The organism is Streptomyces sp. MZ04, from assembly GCF_004684775.1.
GTDB lineage: Bacteria > Actinomycetota > Actinomycetes > Streptomycetales > Streptomycetaceae > Streptomyces.
Genome location: NZ_SRIC01000158.1, coordinates 1 through 19147, shown reverse-complemented (window position 1 = coordinate 19147; position 19147 = coordinate 1). Strand labels below are relative to the sequence as shown.

Annotated in this window: 16 protein-coding genes; 14 read left to right on the top strand and 2 right to left on the bottom strand. The window is 70.5% G+C overall.

All coding sequences use genetic code 11. The annotated features are described in order from the left end of the window. Nucleotides 1–145: 145 nt before the first annotated feature. Together E2651_RS27470 and E2651_RS45985 are read left to right on the top strand one after the other, a co-directional pair. Complete coding sequence (locus tag E2651_RS27470; RefSeq protein WP_135333919.1) at nucleotides 146–1060, top strand: LysR family transcriptional regulator; 915 nt, start codon at nucleotides 146–148, stop codon at nucleotides 1058–1060. Between the two features lie 241 nt (nucleotides 1061–1301). Next, a complete protein-coding gene (locus E2651_RS45985) occupies nucleotides 1302–1430 on the top strand; it encodes a hypothetical protein (protein ID WP_280922811.1) in 129 nt (42 codons plus the stop codon). Here E2651_RS45985 and E2651_RS27465 read toward each other — a convergent pair. After that, complete coding sequence (locus tag E2651_RS27465; RefSeq protein WP_135333918.1) at nucleotides 1424–3022, bottom strand: metallophosphoesterase family protein; 1599 nt, start codon at nucleotides 3020–3022, stop codon at nucleotides 1424–1426. The genes E2651_RS45985 and E2651_RS27465 overlap by 7 nt on opposite strands. Nucleotides 3023–3184: 162 nt before the next feature. On the opposite strand from E2651_RS27465, the gene E2651_RS27460 reads away from it, so the two are divergent. Together E2651_RS27460 and E2651_RS27455 are read left to right on the top strand one after the other, a co-directional pair. Next, entirely contained in the window at nucleotides 3185–4234 is a 1050-nt protein-coding gene (locus E2651_RS27460; protein WP_135333917.1) for a 3-isopropylmalate dehydrogenase, read from the top strand. Between the two features lie 246 nt (nucleotides 4235–4480). Next, nucleotides 4481–5572, top strand: a complete 1092-nt coding sequence (locus E2651_RS27455; protein WP_135333920.1) for a branched-chain amino acid aminotransferase — start codon at nucleotides 4481–4483, stop codon at nucleotides 5570–5572. A 61-nt stretch (nucleotides 5573–5633) separates the two neighbouring features. On the opposite strand, the gene E2651_RS27450 is transcribed toward E2651_RS27455, so the two are convergent. Continuing rightward, complete coding sequence (locus tag E2651_RS27450) at nucleotides 5634–7085, bottom strand: cytosine permease (protein WP_135333916.1); 1452 nt, start codon at nucleotides 7083–7085, stop codon at nucleotides 5634–5636. A gap of 162 nt (nucleotides 7086–7247) precedes the next feature. On the opposite strand from E2651_RS27450, the gene ureA reads away from it, so the two are divergent. From ureA to E2651_RS27400, 10 genes are all read left to right on the top strand, one after another. Then, on the top strand, nucleotides 7248–7928 hold the full coding sequence (gene ureA, locus E2651_RS27445; protein WP_135333915.1) for an urease subunit gamma: 681 nt from the start codon (nucleotides 7248–7250) through the stop codon (nucleotides 7926–7928). Continuing rightward, nucleotides 7925–9622, top strand: coding sequence for an urease subunit alpha (locus E2651_RS27440; protein WP_135333914.1), 1698 nt, complete (start codon nucleotides 7925–7927; stop codon nucleotides 9620–9622). Before ureA ends, E2651_RS27440 begins: the two co-directional genes overlap by 4 nt. A gap of 19 nt (nucleotides 9623–9641) precedes the next feature. Continuing rightward, nucleotides 9642–10655, top strand: a complete 1014-nt coding sequence (locus E2651_RS27435) for an agmatine deiminase family protein (protein WP_135333913.1) — start codon at nucleotides 9642–9644, stop codon at nucleotides 10653–10655. Between the two features lie 15 nt (nucleotides 10656–10670). Next, complete coding sequence (locus E2651_RS27430; protein WP_135333912.1) at nucleotides 10671–11282, top strand: TetR/AcrR family transcriptional regulator; 612 nt, start codon at nucleotides 10671–10673, stop codon at nucleotides 11280–11282. Nucleotides 11283–11439: 157 nt separating this feature from the next. Continuing rightward, nucleotides 11440–11841 carry a hypothetical protein gene (locus tag E2651_RS27425; protein ID WP_209446258.1) on the top strand — a complete coding sequence of 134 codons (402 nt, stop codon included), beginning with the start codon at nucleotides 11440–11442 and terminating at the stop codon, nucleotides 11839–11841. 121 nt (nucleotides 11842–11962) lie between these two features. Continuing rightward, complete coding sequence (locus E2651_RS27420; protein ID WP_245239265.1) at nucleotides 11963–13162, top strand: hypothetical protein; 1200 nt, start codon at nucleotides 11963–11965, stop codon at nucleotides 13160–13162. 5 nt (nucleotides 13163–13167) lie between these two features. Beyond that, the gene (locus tag E2651_RS27415) at nucleotides 13168–14463 is read left to right on the top strand and encodes a PD40 domain-containing protein (protein ID WP_167828908.1); all 1296 of its coding nucleotides are present in this window, start codon (nucleotides 13168–13170) and stop codon (nucleotides 14461–14463) included. 68 nt (nucleotides 14464–14531) lie between these two features. Next, nucleotides 14532–15791, top strand: a complete 1260-nt coding sequence (locus E2651_RS27410) for a PD40 domain-containing protein (RefSeq protein WP_135333909.1) — start codon at nucleotides 14532–14534, stop codon at nucleotides 15789–15791. A gap of 340 nt (nucleotides 15792–16131) precedes the next feature. Further along, nucleotides 16132–17736 (top strand): citramalate synthase, encoded by a 1605-nt coding sequence (cimA, locus tag E2651_RS27405; protein ID WP_135333908.1) that lies wholly within the window; start codon nucleotides 16132–16134, stop codon nucleotides 17734–17736. 103 nt (nucleotides 17737–17839) lie between these two features. Continuing rightward, on the top strand, nucleotides 17840–19147 hold a 1308-nt coding region (locus E2651_RS27400), incomplete at its 3' end, for a hypothetical protein (protein WP_135333907.1).

The window sequence follows — 19147 nt, the reverse complement described above, 5'->3', positions numbered from 1 at the left end:
GAGCGTCTCGTGGGATCGGAGATGTGTAAAAGAGACCGGGTCATGGCGGTGACCGTACGGAGGAATGCGGGGGCCGGGCAGAGGGTTGCGCTCATGGAAAGGCCCGAACCATGAGGGGCCCTCATAGAAGCAGGTGGGAGCCGTGATGGATGCCGCTGAAACCGCTGGAAAGGCCGCTGGAAAGACCGCCGCCGCCGACCTCGCCCCGCACGAGCTCCGCATCCTCGTCGCCGTCGACGACCGGCGCGGCTTCTCCGCGGCGGCCCAGGCCCTCGGCCTGACCCAGTCCGCGGTCTCGCACTCCATCCGCGGCACGGAACGCAAGGTCGGAGCGGTGCTCTTCGAGCGGGGCCGCAAGGGCGCGACACCGACCGCCGCCGGAGCCGCCGCCGCCGCGCACGCCCGCCGCGTCCTGCGGTTGCTCGACACCCTGGTGGCCGAGGCCCGCGGCGCCGACCGGGGCACGGTCGAGGGACCCCTGCGCATCGCCGCCTTCCGCAGCGTCGCCCTGCATCTGCTCCCGGCCGCCCTGGAACGCCTCACCGCCCGCCACCCCGGCATCCGGCCGGAGGTCCGGGTGGTGCGGGAGCTGGGGGCCGGTACTGCGGGCGAGGTCGCAGAGGGCCGCGCCGACGTGGGCATCGCGACGATCGGCGGGACCTCGCCCGTGCCCGCCGGGCTCATCGGCGACGTACTCCTCGAAGAGCCCTACGCGCTCGTGCACCCGGCGGGCCACCCCGACCCGCGCTCGCTGCCGCTGGTGGACTGGCACGAGAACTGCGGCTCCTACACGCGGGAGTGGTGGGGGAGGCAGGACTGGATCCCCGAGGCGACCGTGCTCACCGAGGACGACGGAGCAGTGCTCTCGATGGTGAGCAACGGTCACGGAATGGCGATCATGCCCGCGCTCTCCCTGACCGGAGCACCGGACACCATCGAGATCACTGATCTCGGAACGGAGCGCCCGACCCGCTCCGTCGGCTATGTCACCACCCCTGAGCTGGCCTCTTCCACCGCCGTACGCGCCCTGATCCGCGAGCTCAGAGCGGTCCGCGCATGAGGCCCGTCTCAGATAGTAGGAAGTCCGAGTAATTGTGGAGACAGATGCTCCGTCCTCACTTAGCTTTGTAGAAGCCGAACGTCTCGCTCGATCAAGCGAATGGCGGTCGTGAGCCGGAGCCCCACGCAGGCGAACCCTGCGGCTCCACACTCCCCGCCCCTCTGGGGGTCCCCCCACGCCCTTTAGGCAGTGGGGGAGTCTCGATAGCACGCTGCCTTCCCTCTCAAGGAGTGGATCTCCCATGGCCGAGACGACCGCACGCCGAGTCCGCCACGCCCCCCGCACGAACGAGTCCGAGCGCAAGAACGCCGCCGCCGCCCTGCAGCGAGCCCTCGACCGCAGGGACAACGGCGGCGCGACGGGTCACTGACCCGAGCGCCCTCTCACCACCTCGAAGTGGTCCACGCACTCCCCGCTCTCGGCGAGCGCAGAGACCGTCAGCTTCGGGCTCGCGCCGGCCGTCACCTCCACCGCGAGGAACGAGAAGCCGGTGTACCGCACCCGTGACCACTCCACCGTGTCCGGGTCCGGGAGGCGCAGCTTCGTCCAGTGGAACGACACGATCGAGTCGTGGTCGTGCACGTTCCCCTCGTAGCTGTCCTTCACCCCGAGGCCGAAGCTGTAGAGGTCCTTGCCCGCGCCGCCCGCGGTGACGTACACGATGCCGTCACGCGTCGGATCCGTCGACGCGCCGACCGGCACGGGCTTGCCGACCTCGCCGCCCTTGACCGCGTCGGTCCGCTCGTAGACGTGGTTGTGGCCGTTGATCACCAGGTCCACCTGGTGCTTGGTGAACAGTTCGAGCCACGCGTCGCGCACCCCGCCGTCCGACGCGTGTGTCGCCGTCGAGTACATGCAGTGGTGGAAGAAGACCACGACGAAGTCGATGGAGTCGTCCGCGCGCAGCGCGGCGAGGCGCTTGTCCAGCCAGGCCGTCTGCCTGCCGTCCGTGTAGCCCTTGTTGGCGGGGATCTCGTACGAGACGTCGTTCGCGTCGAGCGCGACGATGCCGACATTGCCGTACGTGAAGGAGTAGACGCCCGGCGCGTTCTTCGCGTCGAAGCCGTTCTCGGGGAGCGACCAGCGGGCGGACTGGCCGCCGTAGCCGTTCGGCGAGTACCAGGCCTCCATGTCGTGGTTGCCGGTCGTCACCATCCACGGCACGGACTTCGCGACGCTCTCCGTCTGCGCGAGGAAGGTGTCCCACACGCGCGCGTCGTACGTGTCCGACTCCTTGCCGTGCCCGCTGGAGTCGGCGTAGCAGATGTCGCCCGCGTGCAGATGGAAGGACGGGTTCTGGCCCAGGATCAACTGGTCGTTGGCGAGCGCGTCATAGCTCACGCCCTGGTCGCCGAAGGCCGTGAAGACGAACTTCTCCGCCGTCGCCGGGGCCGTGCGGAAGGAGCCGATCGTCGCCATCCGCTCGGGGGACGCCGGGTCGAAGCCGTCGTGCCCGACGCCGTAGTAGTACGTCGTGCCGGGCTTCAGGCCGTCGAGCGCCGCGTGCAGGTAGTACTGCTCGACCGCCGGCAGCTTCTTCGACAGGGACGGGGTGTGCAGGTCGCGCACCTCCGCCTCGACCTTCTGGCTCAGCTCCCAGGGCTTGAGACCCACCCGCAGACAAGGGGACTTGACGGCGAACGGCACCTGCCAGGACACACGCATCTGGGTCTTCGGATCGGCCCCGAAGGCGAGGTGCCTGCCGAAGGGCGCCACCATCTTGCCGTCGACCTTGACGGGCGCGGACGGCGCGGCGAGCGGCCGGGACGCCGAGGCGCCCTCGCCGTACGCGCTGCCCGAGCTGCCCGCGAGCAGGCCGATGCCGCCGACCGTGCCGGCCGTGGCGAACGAACTGGCCAGGACCTTGCGGCGGGAGAGCTTCTTGCGCAGGTACTCGTGCTGCTCCGGCATGCTCATGCGCTCGGCGAGCTGCTCCGGAATGCCGACGTTCGGGGTCTCCATGGTGGGAAAACTTCCCAGTAACTTCGAACCGGGGCCAGACCTCCACGTGAACGGATCGTGTCGATCCGGTGAGTTGGCCATGGCCGCGAAAATGATCGACCAGGCCTGTCCGCATGCCGGACTGCGTATGTCATCCCCTGGGACGAGGCGTAGGCTTCTCGCATGTCGGCAAGTTCTCGCATCCTCAATCTCGCAGTGATCCCCGGTGATGGAATCGGCCAGGAAGTCGTGGCCCAGGGGCTCAAGGTCCTCAATGCCGTCCTCCCGCAGGATGTGAAGCTGGAGACCAAGGAGTTCGACTTCGGGGCCAAGCGCTACCACGCCACCGGTGAGACCCTCACCGACGCCGACGTGGACGCCCTCAAGCAGCACGACGCGATCCTCCTCGGCGCGATCGGCGACCCCTCGGTCCCGTCCGGCGTCCTGGAGCGCGGCTTCCTGCTGAAGCTCCGCTTCCTCTTCGACCACCACGTCAACCTGCGGCCGTCCAAGCTCCTTCCGGGTGTCTCCACCCCGCTCGCCGGCCAGCCGGAGATCGACTTCATCGTCGTACGCGAAGGAACCGAGGGCCCCTACACGGGCAACGGCGGCACCATCCGCCAGGGCACCCCGCACGAGGTCGCCACCGAGGTCTCCGTGAACACCGCCTTCGGTGTCGAGCGTGTGGTCCGTGACGCCTTCGCCCGCGCGCAGGCCCGCCCGCGCAAGAAGCTGACGCTGGTCCACAAGAACAACGTCCTCACGTTCGCCGGTCACCTCTGGACCAACACGTTCAACAAGGTGGCCGAGGAGTTCCCCGAGGTCACCACCGACTACCTGCACGTGGACGCGGCGACGATCTTCCTCGTCACCGACCCCGCGCGGTTCGACGTGATCGTCACCGACAACCTCTTCGGCGACATCATCACCGACCTCGCCGCGGCCGTCTCCGGCGGCATCGGCGTCGCGGCGTCCGGAAACATCAACCCCGCGCGTGAGTTCCCCTCGATGTTCGAGCCCGTGCACGGCTCGGCCCCGGACATCGCGGGCCAGGGCAAGGCCGACCCGTCGGCCACCGTCCTGTCGGTCGCGCTGCTCCTTCGCCACCTCGGGTACGAGGACGAGGCGGCCCGCATCGAGACCGCCGTCTCCGCCGACCTGGCCGAGCGCGGCGACGCGGTCCGCACGACGGACGAGATCGGCGACGCGCTCGTCGGACGAGTAGCCGGCTGACCCGGCAGCCGCACCAGCGAAGAGAAGCCGCCGGGTCCGAAGAGGGCCACCCGGCGGCTTCTCGTATGCGGCTCCGGGTGCCACCATCGACCCCTGGGCCGCAATCACGCTGTTCCTTCCACCGGTTCCCGCGAGCGATAATCGAACGTGGGGCCGCGGAATGCAGGGAAGCTCGGACGTCCTAGTACTGGAAGTACAGACGTGAGCGCGGTCCGTCACCATCACACCGTGAAGGACGAAGCACTCATGACGACGACGCCGACCATCGAGCTCAAGCCCTCCTCGACCCCGCTGTCCACAGCGGAGCGCGAGGCGATCCTGGCCAACCCCGGGTTCGGCCGCCACTTCACCGATCACATGGTGACGATCAAGTGGACGGAGGGCCGCGGCTGGCACGACGGCCAGCTCGTTCCGTACGGCCCGCTCGCCCTCGACCCGGCGACGAACGTCCTGCACTACGCCCAGGAGATCTTCGAGGGCCTCAAGGCCTACCGGCAGCCCGACGGCACGGTGGCCTCCTTCCGCCCCGACGCCAACGCCCGCCGCTTCCAGGCCTCCGCGCGCCGCCTCGCGATGCCGGAGCTGCCCGTCGAGACGTTCATCGAGGCGTGCGACGCGCTGGTCAAGCAGGACAAGGACTGGGTGCCCGCGCACGGCGGCGAGGAGTCCCTCTACCTGCGCCCGTTCATGATCGCGAGCGAGGTCGGCCTGGGCGTGAAGCCCGCCAACGAGTACCTCTTCATCGTCATCGCATCGCCCGCCGGCGCGTACTTCCCCGGTGGGGTCAAGCCCGTCTCGATCTGGCTCTCCGAGGACCGGGTGCGCGCCGTGCCCGGCGGCGTGGGCGACGCCAAGACCGGCGGCAACTACGCGGCGTCGCTGCTCGCGCAGGCCGAGGCGGCGGAGAAGGGCTGCGACCAGGTCGCGTACCTCGACGCGGTCGAGCACAAGTGGGTGGAAGAGCTCGGCGGCATGAACCTGTACTTCGTGTACGGCAACAAGATCGTCACCCCGACGCTGACGGGCTCCCTCCTCGCGGGCATCACCCGCGACTCGCTGCTCACGGTCGCCCGTGACCTCGGCTACGAGTCGCAGGAGGCGCGCGTCTCCATCGACCAGTGGCAGGCGGACTCCTCGGACGGCACCCTGACGGAGGTCTTCGCCTGCGGCACGGCCGCGGTGATCACTCCCGTCGGGACGGTCAAGTGCCGGTCGGGGGAGTGGGACCAGAGCGGCGGGCAGCCGGGCGAGGTCACGATGAAGCTGCGGGAGGCGCTCCTTGACATTCAGCGGGGGACGTCGAAGGACGTCCATGGCTGGATGCATGACCTCGGCTGAGGGCGTGTGCGGTGCATGAAAGCGGGGCCCGGCGATGTGTCGCCGGGCCCCGCCTTCGTGCTCAAGCTTTTGTTGCCGCTTGTGGTTCGGCTGCGGGCTCGTCGTGGCTGGTCGCGCCCTCTTGGGACACGGCCGGCACCCGCCGCTCGAGTGCCACGTACGCCACCCCGCCCACAAGCCCCGACAGCAGGAAGCTGCAGTCCACCCCGCCCGTCAGGGAAAGGAGCGGACCCTCGTACGTCGGCAGGGAGACGGCCGCGAGGCCGACCGCCGCGCCCAGGACCCAGGACACCGTCGCCGGGATGTTCCAGCCGGCGCTGTACCAGTAGGCGCCGCCCTTGGAGCGGCGGTTGAAGACCTGCAGCGCGTCCGCGTCGTAGACGCCCTTGCAGCGGGCGAAGCCGATGAGGGTGATCACCGCCCAGGGCGTGCCGATGGCGGTGAGCAGCAGGACGAACGACGTCATCGCGTCGGCCGCCTCCCAGGCGTAGTGGCCCACGAACACGCAGGCCGTGGCCACGACGGCGACCGTGTACGTCGCCCGGGCGCGGGACGCGCGGGGCAGGATCGCGTCCAGGTCCAGGCCCATCGAGTACAGCATCAGGCCCGCGTTGCCGACCGATCCCGCCGAGGCGGCCAGGAGGAGCGGGATCAGGTACCAGCCGGGGGACGCGGAGACCAGCGGGCCCGCGTAGTCGAGGGCCGCGCGCGCCGCGTACGCCGTGAACGTACCGAAGAGCTGCGGCGTCAGGAGCCCGGCGAGCAGGCCGATCCACGTCGCCCGCAGCACCGAGCGCGAGCTGTGCCGCTCGGGGGAGATGTAGCGGGTGTAGTCGCCGAGGAGCGTGATGAACGCGATCGGACCCGAAAGCCCCGCCGCCACCATCGCGAGCAGCCAGGTCGGCCAGAACGAGCCGAGCAGATAGCCGCCCGCGTCGGGCAGGGCCGAGGTCGTGAAGTCGGGGGCGTAGGCGACGGCGCCGAGGACCAGGAGCGCGGTCATGCCCACGGCGAGGATGCGGGACAGGCGGAGCAGCACCCGGTAGCCGTAGACCGCGCCCGCCACCGTGGCGGCGCCGAGCAGCGCGTACACGATCCCGTACGAGAGACCGCCGGCCGGGAGGCCGACGAGGCGGTGCAGCACGCCCACCATCACGTCGCCGCCGATCCAGACGGTCAGCGCGGTGTAGCCGAGGGCCAGGAGCAGGCCGACGATCGAGCCGACCAGGCGGCCGCGTACGCCGAACTGGGCTCCGGACGATGTGGAGAGGTTCGTCCCCGTACGCAGCGAGACGAGGGCGAGGGGCGCGGTCAGGACCGTGCCGATCACCGTTCCCGTCACCACTGAGGTGACCGACGCCCACCAGCCCAGGCCGAACGACACCGGCAGCCAGCCGAAGACGATCACCCCTAGACAGAGGTTGGAACCGAGAAGGATCGAGATGAGATCGCGAGGTCCGCTGGTGCGTTCCCTGTCCGGGATGGTGTCTACTCCGCGCTGTTCTATCGGCATGAGGGTGCCCCTGACGCTCGAGGGTGGCGGCCTGCGCACACAGGGTCGCCTTCGGCTGTTTGAGTGCCGCTCTATGTGAACTGAGTCAAGCTCGGACGTCAATGCTTCCGTGCAATGAATCTCATGGTTAGAGTGATGCTCTAAAGACGGAGGTGTGGTGTCGTGCGACTGACCCCCACGGAACGCGACCGGCTGCTGCTCTTCGGGGCCGCCGAGCTCGCCAGGGCCCGCAAGGCGCGCGGCCTCAAGCTCAACGTCCCCGAGGCGACCGCGCTGATCGCGGACACGGTGTGCGAGGCGGCCCGCGACGGGTCCAGGCTCGCCGAGGCCATCGAACACGCGCGGGCGGTCCTGGGCCCGGACGACGTGCTGCCGGGTGTGGCGGACGTCGTGACCGAGGTGCATGTGGAGGCCGTCTTCGACGACGGCTCCCGGCTCGCTGTCGTGTCCCAGCCGATCGGCGCGGGTCTGGGGAGCGAGGCGCCCGGCGCGCTGCTGCCGGGGCCCGAGCACGTGGAGCTCGCCCCCGCCGTGACGCTGACCGTGCACAACACCGCCACCGTGCCCGTCTCCGTCACCTCGCACTTCCACCTCTTCGAGGCGAACCCCCGGCTCGACTTCGACCGCTCGGCCGCGTACGGCATGCGGCTCGCGGTGCCCGCCGGGTCCTCCGTGCGCTTCGGGCCCGGCGAGAGCGTCGACGTGGGGCTCGTGCCGATCGGTGGCGACCGCGTCGCGATCGGCTTCGCCGGTCTGGTGGACGGCGCGCTGGACGCGCCCGGCGCGAAGGAAGAGGCCCTGCGCAGGGCCAGGGCCTGCGGATACCTGGGAGCCGACCGATGACCGGACAGAACATCGATCCGTACGCGTACGCCTCCACCCACGGGCCCCGCGCGGGCGACCGGGTCCGGCTCGGCGACTCCGGACTCACCGTCCGCGTGGAGTCCGACGCGCAGAAGTACGGCGACGAATTCCTCGCCGGGTTCGGCAAGACGGCCCGCGACGGACTGCACCTGAAGGGTGCGGCGGTCCGCGAGACCTGTGATGTCGTGATCAGCAACGTCCTGGTGATCGACGCCGCGCAGGGCATCCGCAAGGTGTCCATCGGCATCAGGGAAGGCCGCATCCATGCCATCGGGCGGGCCGGTAACCCGGACACCCTCGACGGCGTCGACGTCGTCGTCGGCACGGGTACGTCCATCGTGTCCGGCGAGGGGCTCATCGCCACCGCCGGAGCCGTGGACACGCACGTCCACCTGCTGTCGCCGCGCATCATGGAGGCCTCGCTGGCCTCCGGCGTCACCACGATCATCGGCCAGGAGTTCGGGCCGGTGTGGGGTGTCGGGGTCAACTCGCCCTGGGCGCTGCGGCACGCGTTCAACGCCTTCGACGCCTGGCCCGTCAACATCGGCTTCCTGGGCCGTGGTTCGTCCTCGCACGACGCCCCGCTGATCGAGGCGCTCGCCGAGGGCGGCGCGTCCGGCTTCAAGGTGCACGAGGACATGGGCGCGCACACCCGCGCCCTGGACACCGCGCTGCGGGTCGCCGAGGAGCACGACGTCCAAGTCGCCCTGCACAGCGACGGGTTGAACGAATGCCTGTCCGTCGAGGACACCCTGAAGGTGCTGGACGGGCGGACCATTCACGCCTTCCACATCGAGGGCTGCGGCGGCGGGCACGTACCGAACGTCCTGAAGATGGCCGGCGTCCCGAACGTCATCGGGTCGTCGACCAACCCCACGCTGCCCTTCGGGCGGGACGCCGTCGCCGAGCACTACGGCATGATCGTCTCCGTCCACGACCTGAAGACGGACCTGCCGGGCGACGCGCACATGGCCCGCGACCGGATCCGTGCCGGGACGATGGGTGCCGAGGACGTGCTGCACGACCTGGGCGCGATCGGCATCACCTCGTCCGACGCGCAGGGCATGGGGCGAGCCGGTGAGACCGTACGCCGTACCTTCGCGATGGCCGGGAAGATGAAGGCCGAGCTCGGCCCCATGGACGGCGACGGCCCGGACGACGACAACGCGCGCGTCCTGCGTTACATGGCCAAGCTGACCATCAACCCCGCCATCGCCCACGGCCTCGCCCACGAGGTCGGCTCCATCGAAGTCGGCAAGATGGCCGACATCGTGCTGTGGCGCCCCGAGTTCTTCGGTGCCAAGCCGCAGCTCGTCCTCAAGTCCGGTTTCCCCGCGTACGGCGTCGTGGGCGATCCGAACGCCGCCACGGACACCTGCGAACCCCTCGTCCTGGGGCCGCTGTTCGGCGCCCACGGCACGACGCCCGCCGACATCTCGGTCGCCTTCGTCGCCCAGGCCGCCGTCGACCAGGGCAACGACAAGATGACCACCCGGCGCCGCCGCGTCGCCGTCCGCGGCACCCGCGGCATCGGCCCCGCCGACCTGCGCCTCAACTCCCGCACCGGCGCCGTGGACGTCGACCAGCGCTCCGGCCTGGTCACGCTCGACGGCGACCCGGTCCGCTCCGAGCCCGCCGACTCGGTCTCCCTCAACCGCCTGTACTTCCTGTGATACCTGTGAGGACCCCGCGATGACTTTCCGTATGCCCGCCGAGTGGGCCCCGCACGAGCGCACCTGGATGGCGTGGCCGAGCCCCAACCCCACCTTCACCAACGACGAGGAGCTGGCCGAAGGCCGCGCGGCCTGGGCGAACGTGGCCCGCGCGGTGCGCCGCTTCGAGCCCGTCACCATGGTCGTCGGCACCGGCCAGAGCGAGTCCGCCCGCGCGCTGCTCGGCCCGGACATCGATCTCGTCGAGCGCGACCTGGACGACGCGTGGATGCGCGACATCGGCCCCACCTTCGTCCGTGACGGTGACCAACTGGCCGCCGTGGACTGGGTGTTCAACGGCTGGGGCGGCCAGGACTGGGCCCGCTGGGAGCACGACTCGAAGATCGCCCGGCACATCGCCGACATCGCGGGCGTGCCCGTGCACTCCTCGCCGCTGGTCAACGAGGGCGGCGGCATCCACGTCGACGGCGAGGGCACCGTGCTGCTCACCGACACGGTCCAGCTCGACCCGGGCCGCAACCCCAACCTGACCCGCGAGCAGGCCGAGGAGGCGATCCACGCCCGCATCGGCACCACCAAGGCGATCTGGCTGCCGCGCGGCCTCACCGGCGACTACGGCACCTTCGGCACCCGCGGCCATGTCGACATCGTCGCCGCGTTCGCCGCACCCGGCGTGGTCCTCGTGCACGCGCAGCAGGACCCCGCCCACCCGGACTTCGAGGTCAGCAAGGAGATCATCGGGGTCCTCAAGGGACAGACGGACGCACGCGGCCGGACCCTGGAGATCGTCGAGGTGCCCGCGCCGACCGTCCTCACCGACGACGAGGGCTGGGTCGACTACTCGTACATCAACCACTACATCTGCAACGGTGGCGTCGTCCTGTGCTCCTTCGACGACCCGCGCGACGAGATAGCGGCGGGCATATTCCGCCGTCTGTTCCCCGACCGGACGGTGACACTCGTGGACGCCCGTACGATCTTTGCCGGGGGTGGTGGCATCCACTGCATCACCCAGCAGCAGCCGAAGGTGTGATTGAGGAGTAACCCCATGGCCGGGACAGCCCGCGCGCGCAAGAATGCCCCACCGCGCGAGGACGTCCTTGCCACGGCCATGGAGATGATCGCCGAGCGCGGCCTGGAGAAGCTGACCATGGCCGCGCTCGGCCGTGAGGTGGGCATGAGCAGCGGCCACCTCCTCTACTACTTCCGCACCAAGGACGAGCTGCTCCTGCGCACCTTGGAGTGGAGCGAGTCCGCGCTCGGCGCCGAGCGCGGCCGGCTGCTCGTGCGGCGCGGCACGGCCCGCGAGCGGCTCGACGCGTTCGTCGATCTGTACGTCCCCGACGGCCCCGGCGACCCCCACTGGACGCTCTGGCTCGAGGTCTGGAACCGCTCCCTGAACGCCGACGAGGACGAGCGCGACCGGCAGGTCGCCATCGAGGGTGCCTGGCACCGCGACCTGGTGGCGCTGCTCGCCGAGGGCGTCTCGCGGGGCGAGTTCAAGGGCCTCGACCCCGACCGGTTCGCGACGCGCCTGCGCGCGCTGCTCGACGGGTTCTCCATCCACGTGGCGATCGGTCTTCGGGGCACGGGGCGGGAGCAGATCCTCGCGCACGTACGGGAGTTCCTGGACGGCGCGCTGGTCCCCACGGACGCCTAGCCCCCCGTCCAGGTTGTACGCAATCCAGCGGATTGCGCCGAGCCTGGGGGTGCGCTTGTATCCCCGTGGGCCCTCGGTGTCGGGCCGGGGGGAACGACAGGTTTTGGGGGAAGCCATGTCCACTGCCAGACGTGTGTCCTTTGCCAGACGTGTGTCCTTGAGCGCCTTACTGGTCGCGGCGCTCGGCACGACCGTGTTACCGGCCACGGCGCAGGCGGCACCGCACCGGCCCGCTGTTCCTGAGGCGGAGCGGGTGAGCACCGCCGCCGACGGGGCCGAGGCCGACGGGGCATCGGGTGCCGCGTCCGTCTCGGGGGGCGGCCGCTACGTCGCCTACGACCTGCAGCCGCAGCACCCCTCAGACCCGTCCAGGGTCGAGGTCTACGACCGCGAGACGGGCACCCGCGAGGTCATCAGTGACGGCCCGCCGGACTCGGCCCGCGACATGGTGGACCCGTCCATCAGCGCCGACGGCCGCCACGTCGCCTACGAGGACAAGGGCACCGGCCAGGTCTGGCTCCTCGTCCTGCGTGACGTCTTCAAGTGGACGGCGCGCTGATGCCGCGCCGCATCGAGCCGAGCCGAGCAGTACTGAGCCGAATCGGGGGACCCATGCCATGAACGCCAGAACCAGTAAGAGAACCAGCAAGAGAACCAGCAAGAGAGCCGTCACAGGAGCCGTGTCAGGGCTCTGTCTGACCGCCGTGCTCGGCACGATGGGAGCGCTCCCGGCATACGCGGAGCCGGAGCCCGAGCCGCCCGCCACCGAGCGCATCAGCACGACGTACGACGGCGCGCAGCTGGACGAGCCGTCCTACGGACCGGCGATGGGGGACGGGCGCAACACCGCCTTCACCGCCGAAGGGCCCGTCGGGCGTGACGACACGGACGGCCTCGCGGACGTGTACATCCACGACCGCCTCGGCAAGAACTCCGAGGTCAGCTACAACGGCGACGGCCCGTCCCGCGCGGGCACGCCCTGCACCAGCGGCCGGATGGTCGGCTTCGTCTCCGAGTCCACCAAGATCGTCACGCCGCCGCGCCCCGACCGCCGCCCGCTCGTCTACATCCGCAACCGCTCCGTCGGCAAGGTCACCGGCCTGCACAGCTACCAGGGCGTCGCCTTCGCGTCGATGTCGCAGCCCATGGTCGACTCCTTCTGCATGTGGATCACGTACACCGCCACACTGCCCCCGACCGAGGCCGACCCGGACCCGCAACCCCGCGTCTACCGCTTCAGGTTCAACGGCGGCACCACCGACCTGGTCAGCGAGGCCTCGGGCGAGGCGGCGGGGCATCCGTCGATCAGCGAGGGCGGACGGTACGTCGCGTATGAACAGGGTGGCGACGTCTACGTACGCGACCTCGACACCGGGAGCCTGGAGAAGGCCGGCACGGCACTGGGCGGAGGCGCCGCCAACGGCACCTCGTCGGCACCCTCCATCAGCGCGGACGGCCGCCGTGTCGCCTTCGAGTCGCGCGCGTCCGACCTCGTGCCCGGCGACAGGAACCGCGACGTGAACGTCTTCGTGCGCGACCTCGACACGGGGACGACGACCTTGGTCGAGGGTGCGCACAAGAAGGACGGGACCGCGCAGGCGTCGCTCGCCCTGAACGGCACCCACGTCGCCTACGTCTCGGCGAGAACGAAGAGGGCGAAGGGCAAGGGACCCGCGCCCTCCGTCTATCTCCTCGAACTCGCCACCGGGAAGACCCAGTTGATCAGCGTCGACAGCGAGGGCGGCCGCAACGACCTCGCGGCGGGCGAGCCCTCGGTCAATCACGACGGCACCGTCGTGGCCTTCGCGTCGGCGTCAGCCGACCTCGTGCCGGGCGACACCAACGGGGTGTCGGACGTGTTCCTGCGGACCGCGAGGTGACCGCCGTGCGCACCCGGTCCGGCGCGGTCATCGCCGCCGCCATCGCCTTCGCCTTCTCAGGGACAGCCGCGTCCGCCGCGCCCAAGCCCCCCTGGACGGAGCGCATCAACGTCACCGCCGACGGTGCCCAGACCACCGACGCCCCCCATGGCCCCGCCGTCAGCGCCGACGGCCGTTACGCCGCCTTCTCCACGGCACGCTCGCTCACCGGGCCCGACGACACCAACAACCGCGACGACGTCTACGTCAGGGACCTGCGCCGCGGCACGGTCGAGCGGGTCGGCCTTCAGGACTCCGGCGCCGAGTTCGCCGACGGCACGGGAGCCGCGCAGCTCAGCGCCGACGGCCGGTACGTACTCTTCGCCGCCCGGCTCGGCACCTCGCAGGACGGCTTCATCGACCGCTACTACGTGCGGGACCGCAGAACGGACAGGACCGAGACGGTCAGCCTGTCCGACGACGAAAGGCCCGTCCACGGCGACTACGCGGCACAGGCCAGGATGAGCGCCGACGGCCGCTACATCGTCTTCGTCTCCCGCCTGAAGGAGCACGGCGACCAGGCGGAGCACACCCAGTACGGCGTCTACGTACGCGACCGCGGGACCGGCACCACCAGGCTGATCAGCAAGGACCCCGCCCCCGGCCAGGAGAGCCTCGGCTACGGCGTCACCGGTCTGGAGATGAGCGCGGACGGCAGCCGGATCACCTATGGCTACACGCAGTTCAGGCCGGGCTGGGACCGGCAGGTGTACGCGTACGACCGCCGCCGTGACGCCACCGAGCGGCTCGACGTCACGCCCGCCGGCGCCGACATCGCGATGACCGTCCCCACCCTGAGCGGGAACGGCCGGACGATGGCCTTCTCCTCCTGGTCGGACGGCCTTGTCCCGGGGGACACGAACGGGCAGAGCGACGTCTTCCTGCGCGCTGTGCGCGGCGGCGCCCTCGAGCGGATCTCCCTGAACGCGCGGGGCGAGCAGCCGGAGTTCGAGTCGCTCAACCCCCGCATCAGCGCCGACGGCCGCCATGTGGTGTTCCACTCCTGGGACACGCACCTGGTCGAGGGGGAGACGGCGCGCGGCACGCTCTTCATCCGCGATCTGCGCACCCGCACCAACCAGCGGGTGACCATGGCGCACGACGGAGGGGAGAGCGACTGGCTCGACCTGCCGACCGCGGAGCCGAGCGCGGACGGCGGCACGGTCGTCTTCGTCTCGCGCGCAGGCAACCTCGTCCCGGACGACACGAACGGGTGGTGGGACGCCTTCGTACGCCACCTGGACACTCGCGCGCGGCCATGACCACCGACCACCACGCATCCACAGAGCAGCTGAACCACCAACCACAAGGAACCACGGGGGACTTGACCATGTCCGGGAACCACCGCAAGCGCATCGCCCTCACCGCCGCGGCCGTCGTCGCGGCGGTCACCGTCACCACCCTGCCCGCCGCCTTCGCCGCACCCGGCGCCGACGCCGCACCCCGCACCGAGGGCGTCAGCGTCACGGCCGACGGCAAGGCGGGCAACGACCGCTCATCGGGCGCGGCCCTCAGCCGCGACGGCCGGTACGCGGCCTTCGACTCCGAGGCCACCGACCTGACCGCAGGCGACACGAACGGTCTTCGCGACATCTTCGTACGCGATCTGCGCACCGGAAAGACGCAGCGCATCGCCCTTGAGGGCCGCGAGGTCAGGGGCGCGTCGCTGAGCGCCGACGGCCGCTACGTCGCGTTCGTCTCCTCGCCCGCGGGCAACTACTCGGACTCCGACGTCCGCCTCTACGACGGCAGGACCAAGAAGACCGAGCGCCTCGACGTCGAGCTGCCCGACGGCTTCGACGGCACGGGCGCGGGCGGCGTCTCGCTGAGTGCCGACGCCCGGTACGCCGTCTTCGACACCGACCACCGCGAGGACGGGAGCGTCGTCTTCCTGCGCGACCGCAAGACCGGCACCACCGAGCGGATCAGCCAGCCGAACGACACCTGGGAGCCGCGCGCCTCGCACTCCGCGACCGTCAGCGACGACGGCAGCCGCGTCGTCTACGCCCGCAACTACTCCAACGGCCCGCGCGGCGACGACTGGAGCGACGTCTGGCTGCGCGACCGCAAGACCGGCGAGCTGACGGAGATCGACCGCTCCTACGACGGCTCCGAGACGGAGAAGGAGTCCCTCGACCCGTCCATCAGCGGAGACGGCCGGAAGGTCGTCTTCGAGTCGCGCGACACGCATCTCGTCCCCGACGACAACGACGCCGCCTGGAACGTCTTCGTGCACGACATCGCGTCCGGGAAGAACCAGCGGATCCACGGCACCCAGGGCGGCCCCGGCGAGGCCTACACCCGCTCGCCCGCGATCAGCGCGAACGGCCGCCGGCTCGCGTTCATGACGGAGCTCGCCGAGCCGGGCTCCGAGTACGGCAAGGAGTGGCCCGCCTACCTGCGGGACCTGAAGACCGGCACGACCACGCTGATCAGCCCGGACACCACGGGCGGTACGGCATCGGCCGAGGTCGCCCCCGGCGGCATCTCGGCGAGCGGCGGGCGGATCGCCTTCTACTCCGCCGACGCGACCCTGCTGAGCGGCGACACGAACGACGGATACGACGTCTTCGTACGCCACATGCGCTGACGCCTCAAGCTGACGCTTCACTCGTGCGGGCGGCGTTCGGACACGTCGCCCGCATCGTGAGACGGGGCAGCGCGGTGTGCGCGGCTGTGGCAGGCTGCCACCGTGCTCTCGTTCGCCATGATTATTGGCAGCAGGCGCGCCGGTCCGCAGTGACCGTCTCGTACCACCATGTACGGGCGGACACCGTCGTCTTCAGACCCGCGCGCAAACCTCTCGTACCCACGAGGGGTTTTTTCGTTTCCTGGCCCAACTTCAGCCGGACGCGGAGCGCGAGGGATCATTGAGGCGGTGGAGCCGGTCATTCCGGTAGACCGAGATCCAACACAGGAGCCAGATCAGCATGACGGAAACCAGCACACCCGACGATGCGTTCCACGTCTTTGACACCACGCTGCGCGACGGCGCGCAGCGCGAGGGCATCAACCTGACCGTCGCGGACAAGCTGACCATCGCCCGGCACCTGGACGACTTCGGCGTGGGCTTCATCGAGGGCGGCTGGCCGGGAGCCAACCCCCGCGACACCGAGTTCTTCGCCCGCGCACAGCAAGAGATCGACTTCCGGCACGCCCAGCTCGTCGCCTTCGGCGCCACCCGCCGCGCGGGGGCCAAGGCCGCCGAGGACCCGCAGGTCAACGCGCTCCTCGACTCCGGCGCCCCCGTCATCACGCTCGTCGCCAAATCCCATGACCGGCACGTCGAGCTCGCCCTGCGCACCACGCTGGAGGAGAACCTGGAGATGGTGCGTGACACCGTCTCCTACCTCGTGGCCAAGGGGCGGCGCGTCTTCGTCGACTGCGAGCACTTCTTCGACGGCTACCGCGCCAACCCCGAGTACGCCAAGTCCGTCGTACGCACCGCCGCCGAGGCCGGCGCCGACGTCGTCGTCCTGTGCGACACCAACGGCGGCATGCTCCCCGCCCAGATCCAGGCGATCGTGGCGACCGTCATCGCCGACACCGGCGCCCGGCTCGGCATCCACGCCCAGGACGACACGGGCTGCGCCGTCGCCAACACCCTGGCCGCCGTGGACGCGGGCGCGACCCACGTCCAGTGCACGGCCAACGGCTACGGCGAGCGCGTCGGCAACGCCAACCTCTTCCCCGTGGTCGGCGCCCTGGAGCTGAAGTACGGCAAGAAGGTGCTGCCCGAGGGCTCGCTGACCGAGATGACCCGCGTCTCGCACGCCATCGCCGAGGTCGTCAACCTCACCCCCTCCACGCACCAGCCCTACGTCGGCGTCTCGGCCTTCGCCCACAAGGCGGGCCTGCACGCCTCCGCGATCAAGGTCGACCCGGACCTCTACCAGCACATCGACCCGGACCTGGTGGGCAACCGGATCCGCATGCTCGTCTCCGACATGGCGGGCCGCGCCTCCATCGAGCTCAAGGGCAAGGAGCTCGGGGTCGACCTGGGCGACGACCGCGAGCTGGTCGGCCGGGTCGTGGAGCGGGTCAAGGAGCGCGAGCTCCAGGGGTACACGTACGAGGCCGCCGACGCGTCCTTCGAGCTGCTGCTTCGCGAGGAGGCGGAGGGCAGGGCCCGGCGCTACTTCCGCGTCGAGTCCTGGCGGGCCATCGTCGAGGACCGGCCCGACGGCACGCACGCCAACGAGGCGACGGTGAAGCTGTGGGCCAAGGGCGAGCGCATCGTCGCCACTGCGGAGGGCAACGGCCCGGTCAACGCCCTCGACCGGTCGCTGCGGGTCGGCCTCGAGCGGATCTACCCCCAGCTCGCCAAGATGGAACTGGTCGACTACAAGGTCCGCATCCTGGAGGGTAAGCACGGCACGTCCTCCACGACCCGCGTACTGATCTCCACCAGCGACGGTGACGCGGAGTGGTCGACGGTGGGTGTCGCGGAGAACGTGATCGCGGCGTCGTGGCAGGCGCTCGAGGACGCCTACACCTTCGGACTGCTGCGGGCGGGCGTCACGCCCGTGGAGTGAGATCCGGCCCCGGCAAGGTGTTCCGACCCATCCAGATATGACGAAGTGAAAACAGCCGGGCTCCGGACCTCCGCCCGGGGCCCGGCTGAGTTAGCTTCGAAGTATGAGGAAGAATGGGACGAAGCACATTTTTGTCGCATTGTCCGGCCTTCTCGTCTCTCTGGGGGCCGTGTCGCTCACGGCCGCGCCCGGAGCCGCGGCGGCCACGAGCGTCCCGGTCGTCGCGGACGCCTGGGAGAAGAGCCCGGTGTACGTCGATCCGGCCGCCTCGGACCAGCTCTCCGACGCCGACGCGAACGCCCTCGCGGACAAGATCAAGGACGCCGACAAGCCGGTCTTCGTGGCCGTGCTGCCCGCCGACTTCCCCCAGCAGAACCTCTTCCGCGACCTCCGGACCGAGGCCGGAGTGACGGGTGCCTACGCCATCAGGCTCGGTGACAAGTTCGACGCCAAGGCCGACCCGCAGGTCCTGAACAACAACGAGATCTCCAACCTCGTGCAGACCTACGGCGACGAGACCAACACCAAGACCCAGCTCAACGGCTTCGTCGATCAGGCGGTCAAGGACGCCGGCGGTTCGGCGCCCGCGTCCTGGGACGCCGGTTCCGAAGGCGGCGTTTCCGTGGGCGCCCTGATCGGCGTCGGCGTGGTGCTCGTGGCGGGCGCCGGTGCGACGTACGCGGTGGTCCGCAGGAACCGCCGGCGCAAGGCCGACGAGCAGCGGGCGGCGCTGGAGAAGCTGCGGGTCGTGGTCGACGAGGACATCACGGCGTACGGCGAGGAGCTCGACCGGCTCGACTTCCACCCCGCGGAGGCGGGCGCGGACGACCTGATGCGCGCCGACTACGAACGCGCCCTCGACTCGTACGAGAAGGCCAAGTCCTACATGGCGGCCGCGGAGCGCCCCGAAGAGGTCCGCGACGTCACCCAGGCCCTGGAGGACGGCCGCTTCTCGCTCGCCCTGCTGGCCGCGCGCCGCGAGGGCAGGCCGCTGCCGGAGCGGCGCTCGCCCTGCTTCTTCGACCCCCGGCACGGCCCCTCGGTCAAGGACGCGCAGTGGGCACCGCCGGGCGGCGCCGAACGCTCCGTCCCGGTCTGCCTCGCGGACGCCACCCGCCTCGCCGACGGCGAGGAACCCCTTTCCCGGACGGTCGCCACGGACTCGGGGGAGCGTCGCCCCTACTGGGAGGCGGGCCCCGCCTACGGCCCCTGGGCGGGCGGCTACTTCGGCGGCGGCATCCTGCCGGGCCTGCTCCTCGGCACGATGCTGGGCGGCATGATGTCGAGCCCCGCGTACGCGGCGGACTACGGCTCCGGGTACGGCGACTTCGGGGCGGGCTCCGGGTACGACGGCGGTGACTACTCCGGGTCGGACTTCGACCCCGGGGACTTCGGGGGCGGCGGAGACTTC

Excerpts from the sequence above, each read along its gene's own strand:
- E2651_RS27465 (WP_135333918.1), bottom strand. The coding sequence starts at position 3,022 with ATGGAGACCCCGAACGTCGGCATTCCGGAGCAGCTCGCCGAGCGCATG.
- E2651_RS27435 (WP_135333913.1), top strand. The coding sequence starts at position 9,642 with ATGACTTTCCGTATGCCCGCCGAGTGGGCCCCGCACGAGCGCACCTGG.
- cimA (WP_135333908.1), top strand. The coding sequence starts at position 16,132 with ATGACGGAAACCAGCACACCCGACGATGCGTTCCACGTCTTTGACACC.
- E2651_RS27440 (WP_135333914.1), top strand. The coding sequence starts at position 7,925 with ATGACCGGACAGAACATCGATCCGTACGCGTACGCCTCCACCCACGGG.
- E2651_RS27430 (WP_135333912.1), top strand. The coding sequence starts at position 10,671 with ATGGCCGGGACAGCCCGCGCGCGCAAGAATGCCCCACCGCGCGAGGAC.
- E2651_RS27460 (WP_135333917.1), top strand. The coding sequence starts at position 3,185 with ATGTCGGCAAGTTCTCGCATCCTCAATCTCGCAGTGATCCCCGGTGAT.
- E2651_RS27410 (WP_135333909.1), top strand. The coding sequence starts at position 14,532 with ATGTCCGGGAACCACCGCAAGCGCATCGCCCTCACCGCCGCGGCCGTC.
- E2651_RS27450 (WP_135333916.1), bottom strand. The coding sequence starts at position 7,085 with ATGCCGATAGAACAGCGCGGAGTAGACACCATCCCGGACAGGGAACGC.
- E2651_RS45985 (WP_280922811.1), top strand. The coding sequence starts at position 1,302 with ATGGCCGAGACGACCGCACGCCGAGTCCGCCACGCCCCCCGCACGAAC.
- E2651_RS27455 (WP_135333920.1), top strand. The coding sequence starts at position 4,481 with ATGACGACGACGCCGACCATCGAGCTCAAGCCCTCCTCGACCCCGCTG.
- E2651_RS27470 (WP_135333919.1), top strand. The coding sequence starts at position 146 with ATGGATGCCGCTGAAACCGCTGGAAAGGCCGCTGGAAAGACCGCCGCC.